Genomic DNA, 17,972 nt, shown 5'->3' with positions numbered 1-17,972 from the left:
GATGGTGGGCCGCCCCCTTTTGCGATATTCAGGTTTGATCGACGCCGGCCAGAAAGTCGATGATGGCGCTGTTGAAGGCGTCATTGCGGTCGCCGGCCACCATATGGCCCGCCCCGGCAATGTCGGCATAGGACGCCTGCGGCATCAGGGCGCGGAAATGCGCCACCTCTTCATCGCCGACGATTTCGCTCTGGCTGCCGCGCACCAGTAGGGTGGGGACGTGCAGCCGCATCACCGCCTGTTCCAGCCGCGCCTGATAGACGCTTGGCTCCAGCCGGCGTTTTCCCATGAACTTGGGGTCCCAGTGCCAGTAGAGCCGGCCATTCACCTCGCGCAGGTTTCGCCGCAGGCCAGAGATATCCTTCGGCCGGGGGCGGTTGGGGTTGTACTGCGTCACGGCGTCGGCCGCTTCCTCCAGGGTGGCAAAGCCCTCAGGATGGGCATTCATGAAGGCGCCGATGCGTTTGGCCCCTTCCTGATCGATCTTCGGCGTGACATCAACCATCACCAGCGCCCTGGCGGCAGGCGGGTCATCGGTACCCAGGGTGGCCAGGGCCGTAACCCCGCCCATGGAGGCGCCGATCAGCGCCGGCCGGGGCGGTAGCTGGGTCAGCACGGCCCGCAGGTCGCGCACCATCGCATCCAGGCTGTAATCCCCGGCCGCGTGCCAGTCGCTGTCGCCATGGCCCCGACAGTCCAGGGTATAGACGCGGTAGCCGCGGTCGGCCAGCGCCGCCTGGCCATTCTTCCAACTGCCCCTTGTCTGTCCGCCGCCATGCATCAGCACAACGGGCAGACCATCGGCCGGACCCGCAAGATCGGCGGTCAGGGAAAGCCCGTCAGCGCCGGAAAGCCGTATCGTTTGCACAGGAGGACGGGTCCTTCGGCCCATGGAGGGAATTGGTGCGGTGCAGGTCCGGCCCGGGCAGCGACGGCGACCCGGGCCGCCATTTTCATTCAAACCCGATGGGATCGGTCTCGGGCAGGAAAATCTTGTCGTAATTATCGATGATGCCCTGGACGGTGGGCACGTCCCCTTCCGGCCAGTAGCCCGCCCCCGCCACCAGCCGCAGTTCCTGGATCTTGGACCCGGAGACGGACAGACACTTGCCGGTCAGATGCTTGGCGGCATCGCTGACCATGTACAGCACGGCGGGGGCCAGGCGGTGCGGCTGCCATTTCGCCGCCAGTTCCGGCGGCAACAGCGCTTCGGTCAGGCGGGTGGTGGCCGTGGGCGCCAGGGTCCAGACCCGGATGCCGAACTTGGCCCCCTCAATCGCCAGCACATTGCCGAGACCCCAGATGCCCGCCTTGGCTGCTCCGTAATTGCTCTGGCCGAAATTGCCGATCAGGCCGGAGGCGGACGAGGTATTGACGATGACGCCGCCGCCCTTGTCCTTCATCCAGGCGAAAACCGGCCGCGTCACGGCATAGGTGCCCTTCAGATGGACGCGGACAACGGCATCCCAATCCGCCTCTTCCATCTTCACAAAGCTCTTGTCGCGCAGGATGCCGGCATTATTGATCAGGATATCAACCCGGCCGAAGGCGTCCAAAGCCGTCTGCAGCAGGGACGCACCGGCTTCCACGTCACCGACATCGGCGCCATTGGCGACAGCCTCCCCCCCGGCGGCCTTGATCTCCTCCACCACCTTCTGGGCGGCGGGTGATCCGGGGCTGCGGCCGTCGGGGGAGCCGCCATAATCATTGACGACGATCTTCGCCCCTTCCTTGGCCAGCAGCAGCGCGTATTCGCGGCCCAGCCCCCCGCCGGCACCGGTGATGATGGCGACTTTTCCGTCAAGCATTCCCATGGGATTTTTTCCTTGCGATTGGTCAGCGTGATTTTCGATGGTCGGAATCCGGGCGAGCAACGACCGCCGCCGCCGCGGGTGCAGCGGCGCGTCAACTTGATCGGCAGAGGCGGCCCTGATTTTTCCGATAAACCGATCTCAGAGCCGTTTTCGTTCAGCCCCGACCGGCCTTACCGTCGGGCATTGCGGTCCGCGGTCCAGACCGGCGCACGTTTCTCGGCGAAGGATTTCGGCCCCTCGTCGAAATCCGGGTGGCCCCATTGCAGGCGCAGCAACTGCCAGCCTTTTTCCAGCGCATGGCTGTAGCCCTGTTCGGCCACGCCCCAGATGGCCTGTTTCGACAGACGCAGGGCATTGGGGGAATTGCCGGCGATGGTCCGGGCCAGTTCCTTGGCGCGGGCGAAGGCGGACGCCGCATCGGGTTCCAGAATATCAACCAGCCCGACCTGATGGGCGCGCTCCGCCTCCATCCGATAGCCCTTGCCGGCCAGGGTCAGCAGCAGAGCCGTGCCCAGGGTAGAGCGCAGGGCAATGCCCATATTCTCCAGCGCCCCCACCTGACCGATGCTGGTATGGGTATCCATGAACCTGGCATGGGCAGCGGCGATGACGATGTCGCTATCGACGACGAAATGGAAGCCGGCCCCATTGACCAGACCGTTGACGCAGCAGATCACCGGTTTCCAGACCTTGTTCTGATAGGGTGAGAGGTGGTTGACCTCTTCCATCGTCCCCTGCTGCAGGGCGGTTTCGCCGTCTGTCTTCAGCCCGGCAACAGAAGCGCCGGTGCAGAAATGCCGTTCCCCCGCCCCGGTGACGATGATCACCTTCACCGCCGGGTCGTCATCGGCATGGCGCCAGAGGAAACGCAACCCCTTATGCATGTCATTGGTCAGGGCATTGCCCTCATGCGGTCGGTTCAGTGTGATGACGGCGATACCGTCGGCGTCCAGCGTGTAAAGCAGGCCTTCGGGCAGATCCATCGGGGCATTTCCTTCCTTAATTCTTGCCGATCACGCCCTGGGCGCGCAGCGTATGCAGCCGCTCCGGGCCGACACCCAGGCTGGCCAGTATTTCAGTGGTCTGCTGGCCCAGCGCTGGGGCGGGCTGCACCTCGCCATAGCGCTGGCCGGAAATGATGGCGGGGAATCCCAGATAGCTGATGGTCCCCGCCGTCGGGTGTTCCCCATCAACGATGATCCCCCGGCTACGGATATGCGGATCGTCCCGCACCTCCTCCAGCCGGGGGGCCGGGCCCATGGCGATATCGTGCCGGGCGGCCAGTTCGGTCCATTCCGCCTGGGTCCGGGTGCGGAAAATGGCGGTCAGGTCGCGGCGCAGCGCCTCTTCACCATGGCCGAAATCGACCGGGCCGCTCTGGTCGATGCTGGCGGCCAGATCGTCGCGGCCGATGGCGCGGCAGAAATTCAGCCAGAATTTCGGCTCAATGGCGCAGAACAGCATGAACCGGTCATCGCGGGTCTGATAAAGCTGATAGCGGGCGGAACCGCCCCCCACTTCGCCCGACTTATCCTCGTCCGCCAAGCCGATCCGGCTGGTCAGGCGGTGTTTGTTGAGCGCGAAGGTGCCGCCGATCCAGCTCATCGCCAGCACGGCATCGGCGGCCGACACGTCGATATAGGCGCCTTCGCCCGTGCGCTGGCGCTGCACCAGGGTGGCAACGGCGGCAAGGGCGGCGGCCGGGGCGCCGACGGCGGGACCGGGGCCGGAAGCCTCCGTCCCGCCCATGAATTGCTGGCCGCGCACGAACTGCACGAAACCGTCCGGCCCCACCGCGCACGGCATTCCACCGGCCAGCGCGTTCATCTGCTGGCCGTGGGTGGGGATGCTGGCATAGGGGCCTTCGGCGCCATAGCCCGTATGCTGCACATAGATGATGTCGGGCTTCACCGCCCGCTGCGCGTCATAGCCGATGCCCATCTCGTCACAGGCGCCGGCGCGGAAACCGTCGATGAAGATATCGGCGGTACGGATCAATTCGAAGAACAGCGCCCGCCCTTCCGGCTGGCGGACATCCAGCTCGATGGAGCGCTTGTTCTTGTTGATCTGGGCGTGTGGCGGGCTGACATGGGGGACGATCTGGCCCAGGAAGTCACGCAGATAGTCACCACGACCGGGGCTTTCCACCTTGATGACATCGGCACCCAGATCCCCCAGATGCATCCCGACGGCGCCGCCATTGAACAGCATGGCACTTTCGATCACCCGGATGCCTTGCAACAGCTTGAACATGGGGCTGATCCTCAGAAGGGGATATAGACATTCTTGAGCTGCAGGAACTCATCCAGCCCGGCCTTGCCGCCCTCCCGGCCAAAGCCGGATTGTTTGTAGCCGCCAAAGGGCGTGTTCGGCGCCATCGGGACCCCGGCATTGACCGACACGGCCCCCGCCTTCAACTGGTTGGCCAGCCGGTGGGCGCGGGCCAGATCATGGGTATGCAGATAGGCCCCCAGGCCGAACCGGCTGTCATTGGCCTTGGCCAGGGCATCGGCCTCGTCGCTGAAGCGGCAGACGGTCAGCACCGGCCCGAAAATCTCCTGCCGGGCCACATCGCTGTCATGGGCGGCGGCGAAGACGGTGGGGGCGATGAAATTGCCCTCCGCCAGATCGCCGCCCAGCCGGGTGCCGCCGGTGATCAGGCTGGCGCCGTCGGCCTTGGCCCGGTCGATGACGCCCATGATCCGGTCAGCCGCGCCCCGGCTGATTACCGGGCCGATGAATTTCGTCGGGTCCAGCGGATCACCGATGCTTAAGCTCTCCACAATGGCCTTCACCTTCTCGACAAAGGCGTCATAGACGGCATCCTGCACGTAGGCCCGCGTCGGCAGCACACAGCCCTGGCCCGACAGCACGGCCGTGCCATGGATGGCGGCCATCTGGGCGGCGGCATCCAGATCGGCATCGGCGAAGATCAGGTTGGCGGATTTGCCGCCCAGTTCCAGGGCCAGCGGCTTCAGATGCTCGGCGCAGTTGCGCATCACCACCCTTGCCACGGTATCACCGCCGGTGAAGCTGATCTTGGCGACATCCGGATGGGCGACCAGGGCGTTACCGGCCTCGGCATCGCCGGGCACGACATTGAACACGCCATCGGGCAATCCCGCTTCCAGGGCCAGTTCGGCGATCCGCAAGGCCAGGAAGGGCGTCAGCGTCGGCGGCTTCAGCACCACGGCATTGCCCGCCGCCAGGGCCGGCGTCACCTTCATGGCGCTGGCGACGATGGGGGAATTCCAGGGAATGATCAGTCCGACCACCCCATAGGGTTCATGGCGGGTATAGTTCAGGCCGGGGGCACCGATCGGCTCCACCAACTCGCCGGTGATCTTGTCGGCCCAGCCGGCATAATAGCGCAGCCAGTTCAGGGCCAGCCCGATACCGCCGCCCAGCATAACCGGCGTGCCGCTTTCCAGCGCGATCAGGTGGGTGAGGGCCGCCGCTTCCGCCTCGATCAGACTGGCCCATTTCTCCAGGACCTGTCGGCGCTTGTCCATCGGCATCGCCGCCCAGGCCTGCTGGCCCTTGACCGCGGCGGCCACGGCTTCGTCGATCTCCCGCCCGCCGCCGACATGCAATTCGGCCTGGACCCGGTTATTGGCCGGGTTCAGATGCGGCACCGGCCCCAGCGAGGTTTCCGCCAGCCAGCGGCCGCCGATCAAGGGGGTATTGCGTGCGAATTCCTGGCTTGCCATGATTTTCCTCCCGTATCCGTTTTTCTTCAACCCTTCGGGGCGGTGGGAATGTCACTGAAGGCCATCCGGTTGTCCGGGCGATCTTCCTGCGGCAGGCCCAGCACCCGTTCCGCCAGCACATTTTTCAGCACTTCGTCGGAACCGCCCGCCGCCCGCTGGGCCGGGCCGAAATGGAACATGTCGCGGTAGATCCGGTGCCGGTGGCGCCCCGGCGGCAGGGCCAGCCCCTGGCTTTCCAGCAGGTCCAGGGCATAGGCAGCCATATCCTCGATCATCACCCCGCCGACGAGCTTTACCGTGCCGGCCTCCGGTCCCGGCGTGCGGCCTTCGGCAATGGATGTCAATTGCCGGGCCACGCAGGCCCGCAGGCCCCGTTCGGCAATGATCCAGTCGGCCAGCTTCTGGCGCACTGCATCCTGGGCGATGGCACCCGTCTCGCAGGCCAGATCGACCAGGGCGCCGGTATCCACATCCAGCATGGCGCCGATGGCCATACGCTCGCTGTTCAGCGTGACGACGGCGGCTTTCCAGCCGGCGCCCACGGCACCCAGCCGCTGGTCATCGGGAATGAACACATCATCGAAGAAGACCTCGTTGAACTCCGCCTCGCCGGACATCAGTTCGATGGGGCGGACGGTGACGCCGGGTGTGTCCATGCGCAGATAGAACATGGTCAGGCCCTTATGTTTGGGTACCGACGGGTCCGTCCGGGTCAGCAGCGTGCCCCATTGGGCCATATGGGCGCCGCTGGTCCAGACTTTCTGGCCATTGATCCGCCAGCCACCTTCCACCCGCTCCGCCCGCGTGCGCACGGCGGCCAGATCCGATCCGGCCCCCGGTTCCGAGAACATCTGGCACCAGATATCATCGGCCCGGGCGATGCGGGGCAGCAGATCCGCCTTCTGGGCCGGGGAGGCAAAGGCCATCAGGGTAGCGGCGCACATGAACTGGGTGATGACCAGATAGCCCTGGAACCGGGCCAGCACCCCTTCCTCCTCGGCGAAGATGGTGGCGAGGTTGGGGGCGTCCCGGCCGCCATATTCCTGCGGCCAGGTCAGCACGGCATAGCCGGCATCATATTTGCGGGCGTTCCATTCCCGCGCCAGCCGCCACAGGTCGGGTGAGGGCAGGGGGGTGCCATTGGCGGCCAGCCCCTTCAGGCTCTCCATCGTCACCGCATCAAAGCGGTTGGCGGCGATCCAGGCGCGGGCAGAGCGGCGAAAGGCGGCTTCTTCAGGCGTGTCGTGAAGGTTCATCATTGCCTCTCAAACGGCAAGGGCCGGATTTGCGCGGCGGGCCAGCACCGCCTGGATCAACGTCTCGCGCCACTGCGCCGGGCTGCCGATGGTCATGCCCAGGGCCTGAGCGCGGCGGTAATGGAGATGTGCATTGCTTTCCGCCGTCACCCCCAACCCGCCATGGTAATGGACATTGGCCCGGGCCGCCTGGCGATAGGCGTCGGTGGCGGAGACGCGAGCCGACGCGGCGGCCAGGGTCAGATCGGGATGAGCCTCCGCCAGGGTGGCGGCGGCGTACCAGGCATTGGACCGGGCGATCTCAATGGCGGCCAGCACATCGGCCAGCCCATGCTTGATGGCCTGGAACGAGCCCAGCGGCCGCCCGAAGGCAAAGCGCTGCACCACATGGTCGCAGGCCATTTTCAGCGCGGCATCGGCCCCGCCGATCTGGGCGAAGGCCAGCAGCACGGCATGATGGGCCAGGATGCACTGCCACAGGGTCGTTCCGGCCTCTCCCTCGGCCACGATCCAGGCCGAGCAGCCGGTCAGACGCAGGCTGGCGGCGGGGGTAAGGGGGTCCAGCGCATCCCGCCGCTGGCGTTCAGCGCCAGCCAGATCGACCAGGAGGACGCGATCCTCCTGCTGGGTCAGCAGGTGGGTCAGCACCTGCCCATCGGCGATGGCCGGGGCCAAGCCGTGTGCCGTGCCTTCCGCAAGCCGGAACTCTTCCCAGGCATCCCCGGGGACCACGCCGCCGATGACCGTGCCTGCGACCACACCGGCCATCAGCGCCGTGGTGCCGGGATGGTTGCACAAGGGCAGGGCGGCGGCGAAGCCCAGGATCGCGCTGGCATAGGGAATGGCCGCCAGGTGCCGTCCCACCGCCTCGGCCAGCAGACATTGCAGCAGCACATCCTGCCCCTGCCCGCCATGTTCTTCCGCGATGGTGGTGCCCAGCCAGCCCAGCTCAGCCAGCTGGCGCCACAAAGCCTTGTCCCAGCCTTCGGCGCTGGCCATGACAGCGCGCGCCCGCTCGGCCGTGGCCTCGGCGGCGAAGACGCGCTCGAAAACGTCGCATAGCGAGCGGTGTTCTTCGGAGAATGACAGACGCATTCCGGGGCTCCAAAAACAGTGTACTATTTAACGGAATAAGGGGATGCTGCGCAAGTCCGTCTCTTCAGCCCCCGTGTTTCAGGGCGCGCGACACGGCAATATGGCACAGGGCCGCCCCGCAACTGAGCGCCAGCACGAGGGTCAGTGCCGGGGTCAGCCCGTCGCCGCCGAACGGTGGGGCCAGCATTGTGCTGAGGCCGCCGACGACAACGGGACCAAAGCCGGCCCCCACCAGATTGATGATCACCTGTGACACCGCTGTGCAGGATCCCCGGATGGTCGGCGGCGCCAGATTCAGCAGCAGTCCATAGCCGCTGCCCAGGAAGCTGGCGACCAGGGTGCCGTACCCGGCAATGCCGATAATGGTGACGATTTTTACCGGCGACAGCACGCCGATGATGCCGATCACCGCCGCCGCCACGGATGTCCAGGCGATCAGCAGCGGCGGATAATGGCGGCCCCGCCGCCCCAGCCGGTCGGACAGCAGGCTCCACAGCACCGACCCGCCGCCACCGCCCAGCCCGATGCACAAGGCGACCACCGATGCCGCCTCCCCCAACCCCATCTCATAGCGGCGCACCAGCAGGGAGATGACGAAGGCATTGAAACCGCTGGTCACCGTGGCGGCAATGATGATCCCCAGCAAGGTCCAGCGCAACGGCACATTGCCGGCCAGTTCCTGCAGGATGCTGCGCAAATCGGGCCTTACAGATGGTGTGGCCTGCGGGGGATCGAAACGGCCACGCGGTGGTTCCCGCACGGTCAGGATCAGCAGCAGGGCCAGGGCCACACCAGGGGCGCCGGCAATGAAGAAGGCGGCCCGCCAGCCATGATGATAGGCGACCAGCCCGCTGACCATATAGCCGAACAGGATACCGGAGGTGACGCTCAGGAAGAAGATGCCGGTGGCGCTGGCGCGCCGGTGCGGCGGGAAATAATCTGACAGGATGGACATGGCGGTGGGCGATCCCCCCGCCTCCGCCGCTCCCACCGCCATGCGGGCCACCAACAGCGACAGGAAGCCGCCGGCCAGACCGCTGGCCAGCGTCAACCCGCTCCAGATCGTCAGCAGCAGCGCCAGCAGGCGGGTGCGGTTGCGGCGGTCGATCAGCAGGCCCAGCGGCAGGCCGGCCACGGCAAAGGCAATGGCATAGGCCGGCCCGGCCAGCAGGCCCAACTGGGCGTCGGAAAGATGGAATTCCGTGCGGATGGGCTCCAGGATGGCATTGATCACGCTGCGATCGACATAGTGCATGGTGTAGACCAGCATCAGGACCGCCAGCACATACCAGCGATAGTGCCGGTCGGGCTCACCGCCGTCAGAGTTCCCCACGGAACATCCCTCCCTGCATTTTTTATTGACCTAACTAGTATACTATCTGGAGGGGGCTGTCGATAGCGTTACTGGCGGGATCAGACCCTGCCGGTCACTGGCAGCAGGGCACCGCTCACGGCACGGGCCGCGTCCGACAGCAGGAAGGCGATGACCTCGGCCAGGGCCGCGGGGGCAACCCAGCGGTCAAATTCGGCCTGCGGCATGTCGGCCCGGTTCAGGGGCGTGTCAAGGATGCTGGGCAGCACCGCATTGACCCGAACGCCGCGATCCTTCAACTCCGCGGCCAGGCTTTCGGTCAGGCGGGCGACCCCGGCCTTGGACGCGGCATAGGCCCCCATGCCCATATCCGCCTTCTGGGCGGCGGCGGCACCGATATTGACGATGGCGCCGCCTTCTGCCAGCAGCAGGGGCAGGGCCGACTGGCTGGCCAGCAGGGCCGAGCGGACATTCATCGCATAAAGCCGATCCCAGGTGTCGATCTTGCCGTCTGCCACAGCCTCCCAGCGGAAGCCGCCGGCCACATTGACCAGCCCGTGCAGGGCCGGAAAACGGTCGCCGATGCGGGCGAAGGCCCGGGTCACCGCCACCGAATCGCACAGATCCACACCGCCCAGCGCCAGGACCAGGTCCGGCCCTTCCGCTTGGGCGGCAAGGTCGATGCCAATCACTGTTGCACCGGCGGCCGCGAGGTGGCGCACCACCGCCGATCCCAGGGCGCCGGCACTGCCGGTTACCGCAATGATCCGATCCTTCATTCTCATCTCCTGAAGATTATGTTTCCGGCTCGCTGCGAATGCTGATCAGGGCGCGGATGACGCCCGTATCGAACAGTTCCGCCCCCTTCAGCCCGATATGGAGCGGGGGCGCGTCCAAGGGGGCGATCAGCCCGATATTGGACACGGTGACATAGGCCGCCCCGCCGGGTTTCAGATGATCGGCTACGCCCGCGACGAAGCGGTGCAGCACCCTTCCGCCCGGATCGCACAGCATATGGCGTTCCAGATCGTTCCGCGGCACCCGGTCATACAGGGGGGCATTGAAGAAGATGGCGTCGAATCGCTCCCCCGCCAGGGAGGTGAAAAGGTCGGAATGGTGCAGGGTGATCTCCACCCCGTTGCGCGCCGCATTCTCCGCCGCTGCCGCCAGGGCCGTCCTGGAAATATCCACACCGACATAGCGTCCGGCCCCCAGCCGCCGGGCCAACGAAATCAGAATAGCGCCGCTGCCGACGCCGATTTCCAGTATGGATGGCGGCTTGCCCACGGCCAGCCCGTGCAGATGCCGCAGCAGGAAACTGGTGCTGGAGCCCGGTGTGGCGTGATAGACGCCGGGGGGGCAATGGATATCGGCCCCCTCCACCAGATAATGGGCGTCGGTGCCCTGCAGCTCCAGATGCTGCTGATGGGCGGCGGCCACGGCTTCCCGGTCAAATTCCGCCCAATGCCGCAGCCCCAGCTGGTTTAACACCTGCTCATGATGGCGGCGCTCCTGGGCCGGCAGAGATCGAACATGGCTTTCCGGTCGATGCAGCATTCTGGGGTCCAGATGAAGGGAAGGGGCCGCGCTGCGGCCGGTCGCGCTCAAACTAGTAGACTCTTTGCGTATTTTTGTGAATAGTCATCTGCAACAACAAACTTCGCCCCGAAGGGTGGGGGGACGGGAGAGAGATGAACAAGCAGTTTGCCGATGCGGCCGCTGCGTTGAGTGGCCTGTTACACGACGGGATGACGATCGCCGCCGGCGGCTTCGGCCTGTGCGGCATTCCGGAAAATCTGATCGCCGCCATCCGGGATTCCGGTGTGCGCGACCTGACCATCATTTCCAACAATGCCGGCGTCGATGATTTTGGCCTCGGCCTGCTGCTGGCCTCCCGTCAGGTACGCAAGATGATCTCCTCCTATGTCGGGGAGAACAGGGAGTTCGAGCGTCAATATCTGGCCGGCGAACTGGAACTGGAATTCAATCCCCAGGGCACCCTGGCCGAGCGCATCCGCGCCGGCGGAGCCGGGATTGCCGGCTTCTATACCCGCACCGGGGTCGGTACCCTGGTGGCGGCGGGCAAGGACCATAAGGTCTTCAAGGGCGAGACGTTCATCCTGGAAACCGGGCTGGTCGCCGACCTGTCCATCGTCAAGGCCTGGAAGGCCGATCCCTGGGGCAATCTGGTGTTCCGTAAATCGGCGCGCAATTTCAATCCCATGGTCGCCACCTGCGGCACGGTCTGCGTGGCAGAGGTGGAAGAGATCGTGGCGCCGCAGGCCATCGACCCTGACCATGTGCACACGCCCGGTGTCTATGTCGACCGGGTGGTCCGTGGCCGGTTTGAAAAGCGCATCGAAAAGCGCACCACCCGTGCGGAGGCCCCATGACTTTGTCCACCCCCCCGGTGGCCGGCTGGTCGCGGGAACAGATGGCAGCCCGGGCGGCGCGGGAACTGCGCGCCGGCTTCTATGTCAATCTGGGTATCGGCATCCCCACCCTGGTCGGCAATTACATACCCGGTGACATGCCGGTGGTTCTGCAGTCGGAAAACGGCATGATCGGGCTGGGCCCGTTCCCGCAGGAGGATCAGGTCGACCCCGACATCATCAATGCCGGCAAGCAGACCATCACCGAACTGGACCATACGGCCTATGTCTCCTCGGCGGACAGTTTCGCCATGATCCGGGGCGGCCATATGGATCTGTCGATCCTGGGTGCCATGGAGGTGGCCGGCAATGGCGACATCGCCAACTGGATGGTGCCGGGCAAGATGGTCAAAGGCATGGGCGGTGCCATGGATCTGGTCGCCGGAGCCAGACGCATCGTCGTCGTCATGGACCATGTGGCCAGGGATGGGACGCCGAAATTCGTGCCCGCCTGCACCCTGCCCCTGACCGGCGCCAATGTCGTGGACATGCTGATCACCGATCTGGCCGTCTTCGCGCGACCCGACCGGAAGGGGGCGGCCTTTCGCCTGATCGAACTGGCACCCGGCATCTCGCTGGATGAGGTTCGCAATAAGACGACGGCGGCGTTCCAGGTCGATTGAGAATGGTGAACGGCCCAAGCCGCTCCCTGGGAGGAAGAATTGGCGACGACTATCGGCATAGAACAGGCGGCGGAGATCGCTGCGCGGGTTGAGACCTTTGTCCGCGAAATTATTGTTCCCTATGAGAAAGACCCGCGCCGGGACGCCCATGGTCCCAGCGATGCACTGGTGCAGGAAATACGGGCCAAGGCGCGGGCGGCCGGTGTGCTGACGCCGCATATCCTGGCCGATGGCAGCCATCTGTCGCAACGGGGCACGGCGCTGGTGCTGCGCAAGAGCGGCCTGTCCCCGTTGGGGCCGCTGGCCTGCAACACCGCAGCGCCGGACGAGGGCAACATGTATCTGCTGGGCAAGGTTGCCAGCCCGGCGCTGAAACAGCGCTTCCTGCTCCCCCTGGTGAGCGGGGAGGCGCGGTCGGCCTTTTTCATGACCGAACCCGCGGCGGAGGGGGGGGCCGGTTCCGACCCGTCCATGCTGAAAACCACCTGCCATCGTGACGGCGATGAATGGGTGATCAATGGCCGCAAAGCCTTCATCACCGGGGCAAGCGGGGCGCAGATCGGCATCGTGCTGGCAAAGTCCGCCGAGGGTGCCTGCATGTTCCTGGTCGATCTGCCCGATCCCGCTATCCGCATCGACCGGGTGCTGGACACGATCGACAGTTCCATGCCCGGCGGCCACAGCGTCATCACCATCGATAATCTGCGCGTTCCCGCCGATCAGATGTTGGGCCATAGCGGGGAGGGCTTCACCTATGCCCAGGTCCGGTTGAGCCCGGCCCGCCTGTCGCATTGTATGCGCTGGCTGGGGGCCTGTACCCGCGCGCATGAAATCGCCGTCGATTATGCCTGCCGGCGCGAGGCGTTTGGCAAGAAGCTGATCGATCATGAAGGTGTCGGCTTCATGCTGGCGGAAAACCTGATCGACCTGAAACAGTCGGAATTGATGATCGACTGGTGCGCCGACATCCTGGATGGCGGTTCGTTGGGCACAACGGAAAGCTCCATGACCAAGGTGGCCGTGTCCGAAGCCCTGATGCGCATCGCCGATCGCTGTGTGCAGGTGATGGGCGGTACGGGCGTGACCGGTGACACCATCGTCGAACAGGTGTTCCGGGAAATCCGCGCCTTCCGCATCTATGACGGCCCTACCGAGGTGCATAAATGGTCACTCGCCAAGAAGGTGAAGCGCGACCATGCCAAGGGGCACACGGCATGAGCGGGGCCAGCGCGGAAAATAATGTCGGCACCACGCCGGTGCGCGACGGCTATGGCTTTGACGGCGCGGCCCTGGCCGACTGGATGCAAACCCATGTCGAGGGGTTTGCCGGCCCGCTGTCGGTGGAACAGTTCAAGGGCGGCCAGTCCAACCCCACCTATAAGCTGGTGACGCCGTCGCGCAGCTATGTGCTGCGCCGCAAGCCGCCCGGCGATCTGCTGAAGGGGGCCCATGCGGTGGACCGCGAGGCGCGGGTGCAGATGGGGCTGGCCCGGGCCGGCTTTCCCGTCGCCAGGGTCCATGCCCTGTGCACCGATGATGCGGTGATCGGCACCTGGTTCTATGTGATGGATATGGTGGACGGGCGCGTCTTCTGGGATGCCACCCTGCCAGAGATCGACCGGGCGCAGCGACCTGCCTATTTTGACGCCATGAATGCCACCCTTGCCGCCCTGCATCAGGTGGATTATCAGGCGGTGGGTCTGGGCGACTATGGCCGTGCCGGTAATTATTTCGCCCGTCAGGTGGGGCGCTGGTCACAGCAATACCTGGCAGACACGGCGGCCGGCCGCGACCCAAACATGGATGCGCTGGTCGACTGGCTGGCCGCCCATATTCCGGCGGGGGACGAAACCACCATCGTTCATGGCGATTTCCGCATCGATAACATGATCTTCCACCCGACCGAGCCGCGGATCGTCGCGGTGCTGGACTGGGAATTATCGACGCTGGGCCATCCGCTGGCCGATTTTGCCTATAACGCCATGATGTACCGGATGCCGCCCGACATTGTCGCCGGGCTGGCCGGGGCCGATCTGGCCGCCCTGAACATCCCGACCGAGGCCGATCATATCGCTGCCTATTGCCGGCGGACGGGGCGGGACGGCATTCCCGGCTATGGCTTTTATCTCGCCTTCAACTTCTTCCGCATGGCGGCGATCTTCCACGGCATCAAGGGCCGGGTGATCCGCGGCACCGCCGCCTCCGCCAGCGCCCGCGAACGGGCGCAAAACTTCCCCCGGCTGGCCCGCATCGCCTGGGAAACGGCGCAATGCGTGGTTTGAAACGCTTCTCTTCTGCCCCTTCAGTCTCACAAAGGAAATGACATGACGAAGATCACCATCATTACGCGGGCCGGTGCGGAACATGAGACCGAGGTTGAAAATGGCTTGTCGGTCATGGAAGCCATCTGCAGCAGCGGCATCGACGAACTGCTGGCCCTCTGCGGCGGTTGCTGCTCCTGCGCCACCTGTCACGTCCAGGTCGACCCGGATTTTGTCGACAGGCTGCCGCCCCTGGGGGGGGATGAGAATGATCTTCTCGAAAGTTCCAGTTACCGCACGGCCACCTCGCGCTTGTCCTGTCAAATGAAGGTCACCAGCGCTCTGGACGGGTTGCGGGTGACCATCGCGCCGGAAGATTGAACCCGCGGGCCGACCGGGAGCATCCGAGTAGAGGACATTGGCACGGTGATGGACGAGGTGACGGGCGATGCGATCAAACGAAGTGGTGATTGTCGGGGCCGGACATGCTGGCGCACAATTGGCTCAGGCCCTGCGTCAACAGCACTTCGTCGGCACCATCACGGTCATTGGTGAGGAGGTCGATCTTCCCTATGAACGGCCGCCCTTGTCGAAGGATTATCTGGCGGGGGACAAGCTCTTTGACCGCCTGTTCCTGCGCCCGGCCAGATTCTGGACCGAGCGAGGGGTGGACTTCCAGCTTGGAGACAGGGTCGTCGCCGTCGATCCGCTGCGCCATGTCGTCACCACGGAGGGGGGGCGGGAACAGCCCTATGGCACCCTGGTCTGGGCGGCCGGCGGGGCGGCCCGGCGCCTGAACTGTCCGGGGGGCGATCTGGCCGGCATCCATACCATCCGCACCCGGACCGATGTCGATCAATTGCGGGCGGAACTGCCCGCGGTGCAGCGGGTGGTGGTGATCGGTGGTGGCTTTATCGGGTTGGAGGCCGCCGCCGTCCTGAGGAAGGCCGGCAAGCAGGTGACCCTGCTGGAGGCGCAGGACAGGGTGCTGGCCCGGGTGGCGGGGGAAGCGCTGTCCAGCTTCTATGCGCAGGAACATCGGGCCCAGGGAGTCGATATCCGTTCGGGTGTTACGGTGACCGACCTGTCCGGACGGGCGGGGCGGGTGACGGCGGTCAATCTGGCCGATGGTTCGTCGCTGCCGGCCGATCTTGTCATTGTCGGTATCGGTATCGTCCCGGCGGTGGCGCCCCTGCTGGCGGCGGGGGCGGTCGGGGGCAATGGCGTCGATGTCGATGCCCAGTGCCGGACCAGCCTGCCGGATGTCCATGCCATCGGCGACTGCGCCGCCCAGGCCAGCGCCTATGCCGCCGGTGCCAAGGTGCGCATCGAATCCGTGCAGAACGCTATGGACCAGGCCGTCATCGTCGCCCGGCACCTGACCGGTGGCGCGGTCGGGGTGCCCGGCGTGCCGACCTTCTGGTCGAACCAGTATGATCTGCGCCTGCAGACCGTGGGGCTGTCGATCGGCCATGATCAGGCGGTGGTGCGCGGCGATCCGGCACAGCGCAGCTTCTCGGTGGTCTATCTGCGCGACGGGCAGGTGATCGCGTTGGATTGCGTCAATGCGATGCGGGACTTCGTGCAAGGCAAGGCGCTGGTGGCCACCGGGGCCAGGGTGGCGGCGGAGCATCTGGCCAATGCAACCATCCCCCTGAAAGACCTGATATCGGATACGGGGCCGGCAGCCTCGGGAGAAAGCGGATGAATGAAGAGCCCTTGCTGGTCACCCTGGATGGCCCCGTCGCCACCCTGACCTTGAACCGACCGGGCGTCGGCAATGCCATCGACCTGCCCCTGGCCCAGGCGCTGATGCGGGCCGCCATCCGCTGCGATCAGGATGACCGCGTCCGATGCGTGGTGCTGACGGGGGCGGGGCGGCTTTTCTGTGCCGGCGGGGATCTGTCCGCCTTTGCGGCAGCGGGCGATCAGGTGCCTTCCTTCCTCAGCGAGCTGGCCGGCACCCTGCACATGGGGATCAGCCGGCTGCAGCGTATGGCAAAGCCACTGCTGGTCCTGGTCAATGGTCCGGCGGCCGGGGCGGGCCTGTCGCTCGCGCTGATCGGCGATATCGTCATCGCCGTCCGCTCCGCCCATTTCACCGCCGCCTATGGCAGCGTCGGCCTGTCGCCCGATGGCGGCATGTCCTGGCTGTTGCCCCGGCTGATCGGCCTGCGCCGCGCCCAGGACATGATCATCGCCAACCGCCGGGTGCATGCGGAAGAGGCGGCCGGCATCGGCCTGATCACCCGTGTGGTGGAGGATACCGAACTGGTATCGGCGGGGGCGGAGGCCATCCGGTCCCTGGCAAACGCCCCTACCCGCGCCGTGGGAGCGGCGCGCGCCCTGTTGCTGGACAGTTTCGATGGCGCGCTGGAGGCGCATCTGGACCGCGAAGCCCGGCATATTACCGCCTCCGCCGCTACCCGCGACTGCCGGGAGGGGGTGGCAGCCTACCTCGGCAGACGGAAGCCGGACTTTGTCGGAGCGTGATGGGCGAGGCGGCAGTCGCCGCGCGGTTCGTGCCACTGGTATACCCTGAATCCGAGAGAATTCCTGCGAGGGGTTTACATGATTTGAGATTTCTGATTCGCTATGTTTATGAGCGAATTGGTTCTGAGCCATGCGGATCGGGTTTATTTTCGAGCGATGACGCGGCGTCAAATCAACAGCGCCGTTCATCGTCGGATGAACACGTTGCTGCTCCTTGACGCTGGTTGGTCTGAACCGCACCGAGTTTGCCGGAGGCTTGAATTCAATAGTTACGCAGCCATGGCTTTGGTTTCCAGAGTTGCGTAGAAGTTGGCCTCGGCTTGCACGGGTGGAATGTTTCCGATTGGCTCGAGCAGGCGTCGGTTGTTGAACCAGTCGACCCATTCCAGCGTGGCGTATTCCACGGCCTCGACGCTGCGCCACGGGCCACGACGGTGGATAACCTCGGCCTTGAACAGCCCGTTGATTGTCTCCGCCAGGGCATTGTCGTAACTGTCTCCGACACTGCCGACCGAGGGTTCGATGCCGGCTTCCGCCAGCCGTTCGGTGTATCGGATGGACAGATATTGGGACCCACGGTCGCTATGGTGAACCAGACCCATGGCCTTGGCGGGGCGGCGGTCGTGGACAGCCTGTTCCAAGGCGTCGAGCACGAACCCCGCATGCGCCGAGGTGCTGACGCGCCAGCCCACGATCTTGCGGGCATAGGCGTCGATGACGAAAGCCACATAGACGAACCCTTTCCAAGTGGCGACATAAGTGAAATCCGACACCCACAGCCTGTTCGGCGCAGGTGCCCGGAACTGCCGGTTCACCTTGTCTAGCGGGCACGGTGCTTTCTTGTCGGGTATCGTCGTCCTGTGCGGCTTGCCACGGATGATGTGTAAAAGCATGGATTTGATCTGACAGTCACGCTCACCGATGCGGGTGTCCGGTGATGTTGAGCTGTCCGACGTTCACGCGGCAGCGATCTGCT

General features: G+C 65.3%; 17 protein-coding genes and 1 pseudogene. 7 read left to right on the top strand and 11 right to left on the bottom strand.

Going from position 1 to position 17,972, the window contains the following annotated elements; genetic code table 11:
- Positions 1–28: 28 nt before the first annotated feature.
- From CHB97_RS22820 to CHB97_RS22775, 10 genes are all read right to left on the bottom strand, one after another.
- Positions 29–868: an alpha/beta fold hydrolase gene (locus tag CHB97_RS22820; RefSeq protein ID WP_200820086.1), complete on the bottom strand. Its 840-nt coding sequence runs from the start codon at positions 866–868 to the stop codon at positions 29–31.
- 85 nt (positions 869–953) lie between these two features.
- Entirely contained in the window at positions 954–1,814 is an 861-nt protein-coding gene (locus CHB97_RS22815; protein WP_089290328.1) for an SDR family oxidoreductase, read from the bottom strand.
- 170 nt (positions 1,815–1,984) lie between these two features.
- The gene (locus CHB97_RS22810) at positions 1,985–2,797 is read right to left on the bottom strand and encodes an enoyl-CoA hydratase/isomerase family protein (RefSeq protein ID WP_089290327.1); all 813 of its coding nucleotides are present in this window, start codon (positions 2,795–2,797) and stop codon (positions 1,985–1,987) included.
- 16 nt (positions 2,798–2,813) lie between these two features.
- Positions 2,814–4,067 carry a CaiB/BaiF CoA-transferase family protein gene (locus CHB97_RS22805; protein WP_089290326.1) on the bottom strand — a complete coding sequence of 418 codons (1,254 nt, stop codon included), beginning with the start codon at positions 4,065–4,067 and terminating at the stop codon, positions 2,814–2,816.
- Positions 4,068–4,078: 11 nt separating this feature from the next.
- Positions 4,079–5,524, bottom strand: coding sequence for an aldehyde dehydrogenase (locus tag CHB97_RS22800; protein ID WP_089290325.1), 1,446 nt, complete (start codon positions 5,522–5,524; stop codon positions 4,079–4,081).
- A gap of 26 nt (positions 5,525–5,550) precedes the next feature.
- Positions 5,551–6,783 (bottom strand): acyl-CoA dehydrogenase family protein, encoded by a 1,233-nt coding sequence (locus CHB97_RS22795; protein WP_200820085.1) that lies wholly within the window; start codon positions 6,781–6,783, stop codon positions 5,551–5,553.
- Positions 6,784–6,789: 6 nt separating this feature from the next.
- A complete protein-coding gene (locus tag CHB97_RS22790) occupies positions 6,790–7,875 on the bottom strand; it encodes an acyl-CoA dehydrogenase family protein (RefSeq protein ID WP_089290324.1) in 1,086 nt (361 codons plus the stop codon).
- Between the two features lie 64 nt (positions 7,876–7,939).
- Positions 7,940–9,208, bottom strand: coding sequence for an MFS transporter (locus CHB97_RS22785; protein WP_089290323.1), 1,269 nt, complete (start codon positions 9,206–9,208; stop codon positions 7,940–7,942).
- Positions 9,209–9,288: 80 nt separating this feature from the next.
- Positions 9,289–9,966, bottom strand: coding sequence for an SDR family oxidoreductase (locus CHB97_RS22780; protein ID WP_089290322.1), 678 nt, complete (start codon positions 9,964–9,966; stop codon positions 9,289–9,291).
- A gap of 16 nt (positions 9,967–9,982) precedes the next feature.
- A complete protein-coding gene (locus CHB97_RS22775) occupies positions 9,983–10,744 on the bottom strand; it encodes a methyltransferase domain-containing protein (protein WP_089290321.1) in 762 nt (253 codons plus the stop codon).
- Positions 10,745–10,878: 134 nt separating this feature from the next.
- Between CHB97_RS22775 and CHB97_RS22770 the strand changes: the two genes are divergently transcribed.
- From CHB97_RS22770 to CHB97_RS22740, 7 genes are all read left to right on the top strand, one after another.
- Positions 10,879–11,580: a CoA transferase subunit A gene (locus CHB97_RS22770; RefSeq protein WP_089290320.1), complete on the top strand. Its 702-nt coding sequence runs from the start codon at positions 10,879–10,881 to the stop codon at positions 11,578–11,580.
- The gene (locus CHB97_RS22765) at positions 11,577–12,242 is read left to right on the top strand and encodes a 3-oxoacid CoA-transferase subunit B (protein ID WP_089290319.1); all 666 of its coding nucleotides are present in this window, start codon (positions 11,577–11,579) and stop codon (positions 12,240–12,242) included. Before CHB97_RS22770 ends, CHB97_RS22765 begins: the two co-directional genes overlap by 4 nt.
- 39 nt (positions 12,243–12,281) lie before the next feature.
- Positions 12,282–13,460, top strand: a complete 1,179-nt coding sequence (locus CHB97_RS22760) for an acyl-CoA dehydrogenase family protein (protein WP_200820084.1) — start codon at positions 12,282–12,284, stop codon at positions 13,458–13,460.
- Complete coding sequence (locus CHB97_RS22755) at positions 13,457–14,524, top strand: phosphotransferase (RefSeq protein WP_089290318.1); 1,068 nt, start codon at positions 13,457–13,459, stop codon at positions 14,522–14,524. The genes CHB97_RS22760 and CHB97_RS22755 overlap by 4 nt, the downstream gene beginning before the upstream one ends.
- 42 nt (positions 14,525–14,566) lie before the next feature.
- Complete coding sequence (locus tag CHB97_RS22750) at positions 14,567–14,884, top strand: 2Fe-2S iron-sulfur cluster-binding protein (protein ID WP_089290317.1); 318 nt, start codon at positions 14,567–14,569, stop codon at positions 14,882–14,884.
- 67 nt (positions 14,885–14,951) lie between these two features.
- Complete coding sequence (locus tag CHB97_RS22745) at positions 14,952–16,211, top strand: NAD(P)/FAD-dependent oxidoreductase (protein ID WP_089290316.1); 1,260 nt, start codon at positions 14,952–14,954, stop codon at positions 16,209–16,211.
- Positions 16,208–16,996 (top strand): enoyl-CoA hydratase/isomerase family protein, encoded by a 789-nt coding sequence (locus CHB97_RS22740; protein WP_089290315.1) that lies wholly within the window; start codon positions 16,208–16,210, stop codon positions 16,994–16,996. Before CHB97_RS22745 ends, CHB97_RS22740 begins: the two co-directional genes overlap by 4 nt.
- A gap of 269 nt (positions 16,997–17,265) precedes the next feature.
- Here CHB97_RS22740 and CHB97_RS22735 read toward each other — a convergent pair.
- A pseudogene (locus CHB97_RS22735) lies at positions 17,266–17,877 on the bottom strand (IS3 family transposase); the annotation flags it as partial.
- Between the last annotated feature and the right edge of the window lie 95 nt (positions 17,878–17,972).

Source organism: Azospirillum sp. RU38E, assembly GCF_900188385.1.
Taxonomy (GTDB): domain Bacteria; phylum Pseudomonadota; class Alphaproteobacteria; order Azospirillales; family Azospirillaceae; genus Niveispirillum.
The sequence above is the reverse complement of the archived record's forward strand: the minus strand, read 5'-3'. Positions and strand labels throughout refer to the sequence as shown.

Bases quoted from the DNA above. Each gene is read 5' to 3' on its own strand.
- CHB97_RS22800 (WP_089290325.1), bottom strand. From the start codon at position 5,524: ATGGCAAGCCAGGAATTCGCACGCAATACCCCCTTGATCGGCGGCCGC.
- CHB97_RS22770 (WP_089290320.1), top strand. From the start codon at position 10,879: ATGAACAAGCAGTTTGCCGATGCGGCCGCTGCGTTGAGTGGCCTGTTA.
- CHB97_RS22805 (WP_089290326.1), bottom strand. From the start codon at position 4,067: ATGTTCAAGCTGTTGCAAGGCATCCGGGTGATCGAAAGTGCCATGCTG.
- CHB97_RS22795 (WP_200820085.1), bottom strand. From the start codon at position 6,783: ATGATGAACCTTCACGACACGCCTGAAGAAGCCGCCTTTCGCCGCTCT.
- CHB97_RS22790 (WP_089290324.1), bottom strand. From the start codon at position 7,875: ATGCGTCTGTCATTCTCCGAAGAACACCGCTCGCTATGCGACGTTTTC.
- CHB97_RS22810 (WP_089290327.1), bottom strand. From the start codon at position 2,797: ATGGATCTGCCCGAAGGCCTGCTTTACACGCTGGACGCCGACGGTATC.
- CHB97_RS22765 (WP_089290319.1), top strand. From the start codon at position 11,577: ATGACTTTGTCCACCCCCCCGGTGGCCGGCTGGTCGCGGGAACAGATG.
- CHB97_RS22745 (WP_089290316.1), top strand. From the start codon at position 14,952: ATGCGATCAAACGAAGTGGTGATTGTCGGGGCCGGACATGCTGGCGCA.
- CHB97_RS22775 (WP_089290321.1), bottom strand. From the start codon at position 10,744: ATGCTGCATCGACCGGAAAGCCATGTTCGATCTCTGCCGGCCCAGGAG.
- CHB97_RS22815 (WP_089290328.1), bottom strand. From the start codon at position 1,814: ATGGGAATGCTTGACGGAAAAGTCGCCATCATCACCGGTGCCGGCGGG.
- CHB97_RS22740 (WP_089290315.1), top strand. From the start codon at position 16,208: ATGAATGAAGAGCCCTTGCTGGTCACCCTGGATGGCCCCGTCGCCACC.
- CHB97_RS22780 (WP_089290322.1), bottom strand. From the start codon at position 9,966: ATGAAGGATCGGATCATTGCGGTAACCGGCAGTGCCGGCGCCCTGGGA.
- CHB97_RS22750 (WP_089290317.1), top strand. From the start codon at position 14,567: ATGACGAAGATCACCATCATTACGCGGGCCGGTGCGGAACATGAGACC.
- CHB97_RS22755 (WP_089290318.1), top strand. From the start codon at position 13,457: ATGAGCGGGGCCAGCGCGGAAAATAATGTCGGCACCACGCCGGTGCGC.